Origin of the sequence: Vibrio sp. 661, from assembly GCF_033339315.1 — a bacterium.
Classification (GTDB): Bacteria; Pseudomonadota; Gammaproteobacteria; order Enterobacterales; family Vibrionaceae; genus Vibrio; species Vibrio alginolyticus.
This window is the reverse complement of the sequence record NZ_JAWOUJ010000044.1, coordinates 1-2,012: the sequence shown is the minus strand read 5'-3', so window position 1 is coordinate 2,012 and position 2,012 is coordinate 1. Positions and strand designations below refer to the sequence as shown.

3 protein-coding genes are annotated in these 2,012 nt (G+C 48.1%); all 3 read left to right on the top strand.

What is annotated here, in order from left to right; genetic code table 11:
* Window positions 1–447, top strand: a 447-nt coding sequence (locus tag R7P69_RS24495; RefSeq protein ID WP_318121718.1) for an SURF1 family protein, incomplete at its 5' end; no start/stop codon positions are given.
* Complete coding sequence (locus tag R7P69_RS24490; protein ID WP_017447843.1) at window positions 444–980, top strand: hypothetical protein; 537 nt, start codon at window positions 444–446, stop codon at window positions 978–980. The genes R7P69_RS24495 and R7P69_RS24490, both read left to right, overlap by 4 nt.
* A gap of 10 nt (window positions 981–990) precedes the next feature.
* A complete protein-coding gene (locus tag R7P69_RS24485; RefSeq protein WP_024703305.1) occupies window positions 991–2,010 on the top strand; it encodes a COX15/CtaA family protein in 1,020 nt (339 codons plus the stop codon).
* Window positions 2,011–2,012 lie beyond the last annotated feature (2 nt).

Below are 2,012 nucleotides of genomic sequence, written 5' to 3'. Positions count from 1 at the left end.
CAAGTGGTTTCTGTCGGTCAGGATCCAATAACCTTAGCGCTTTTAGAATTGGGTTTCGTCGAAGGGCGGCGAACTCGTGATTCTTTACCAACCGTAACGACGTTGACGAGCCCCACAAACGTAACCGGACGTTTGTATCGCAAATCAATGAATCCGTTAAGCTCAGAATTGATGCCAGAAATGGGAGAGGGGATTCGAGTCCAAAACCTCAATATTTCCGAGCTCAATGAGTTGTTAAATGTAGAGCTGATGCCGGCTGTGTTGCAGCCAGACAACCTAGAAAACTGGGCATATCCATTTCCTTGGAATCCACTTCCACTCACGAGCGCGAAGCATTTTGGGTATGCCGTACAGTGGTTTGTGATGGCTGGCGTGTTCTTACTGCTCACAATGGTTGTGTGTATTCGATGGTTTAGAAAAGCGGCATCACAAGGAGGTGAGGCATGACATCTCAAGTTACAAAAGGGCGGTTTGTGCTGATCGCACTGATTTGCTTATTCGCCTTACCAGCGATTGTTGCAAAGTTGATTTTGGCGCAAGGCTGGTACGAAACGGGCGTGACAAACCGAGGAAAGCTCATCGAACCGTACACAACGTTAGCGCAGTTAGGCCAATCTGCTCCACCGGCGGTGCACGGTTGGCAACTGGCTTATGTGGTGCCTGATTCTTGCGACAGCCAATGTCAAAGACAGCTCTATTTACTCAAACAAAGCCATGTTGCTTTAGGCAAGTATCAAGAACGCGTTGTGCCAGTTTTGTGGACTTCTACAACATCAGACACGATAGAAATGCCGATGGAAACCATGGCGATGAATGAGAACGTGGCGGCAAAAGTGCAACAAGGGCAAGTGCTGATTGTGGATCCTCTGGGGCAGCTGGTGATGTCGTACACCGCAGAGCCAAACGAAGATTTGGTCAAACTCAGCAAAGATATGCTGGCGGATTTGCGTAAGTTGCTCAAATTGTCGCGAGTGGGATAGGGAGCGCATCATGACGTTAACAAAGTTGGTTAGATTAAGTTTGTGCCTGACGTTAGTCGTCATCATGTTGGGTGCCTATACCCGTTTGTCGGATGCGGGTTTGGGATGTCCTGACTGGCCGGGGTGTTATGGTCACTTTTCTGTACCACACCATGAAGACGATGTTCTGCGCGCCAACATCAATTTTCCAGAACGCGAGATTGAGCATGAAAAAGCGTGGCTAGAGATGATTCATCGCTATTTTGCTGGAACACTCGGCATGGTGATTTTTGCTATTACCGTTATTGCTATTCGAACTGAACGCGTGAACCCATCCATTCCTATTCTGCTCAGCTTTTTGGTTGTGGGGCAGGCGATGTTAGGTATGTGGACGGTGACTCTAAAACTGATGCCTGTCATTGTCATGCTTCATCTGCTTGGTGGGTTCACCTTACTCGCGCTGCAAGCGGTGTTTTATTGCCAACTGAAAGCGAGAGACAATCTTTATTTTTCCCCCTCCTCTCGGTCGGTTAGGTTGTTTTCGGTGTTTGCCTTTTTGATTGTGTTCTCCCAAGTTCTGCTCGGCGGTTGGACTTCATCAAACTACGCGGCTTTGATGTGTACAACGTTGCCCATTTGCGAAGGAGATTGGATGAACTACTTGGATTGGAAAGAGGCGTTCTCTTTCTGGCAAACGGGGCACGACAATTATGAATTTGGTGTGTTGGAATACCCCGCGAGGATGACAATTCATGTCTCTCATCGAATCGGCGCGATGGTCACCGCAGTGGTTGTCCTGACGTATTGTGTGGTGTTGATGAAACAAGACTCGCACCATTCACAGAAAGTCGGTATGTGGCTTGGGATGGCGCTGGCTTGCCAGATTACGCTTGGTATTAGCAACGTGGTGTTTCAGTTACCGATTTACATCGCAGTGGCTCATAACCTGGGTGCTGCAATCATGTTGAGCCTGATTTGTGTCAGTCAGTTTTATTTGTGGCAAGGAAAAGCCGATTGGAATTATGCAGTGAAAGGAGTTCGCTATGAGTAAGG

Bases quoted from the DNA above. Each gene is read 5' to 3' on its own strand.
- R7P69_RS24485 (WP_024703305.1), top strand. From the start codon at position 991: ATGACGTTAACAAAGTTGGTTAGATTAAGTTTGTGCCTGACGTTAGTC.
- R7P69_RS24490 (WP_017447843.1), top strand. From the start codon at position 444: ATGACATCTCAAGTTACAAAAGGGCGGTTTGTGCTGATCGCACTGATT.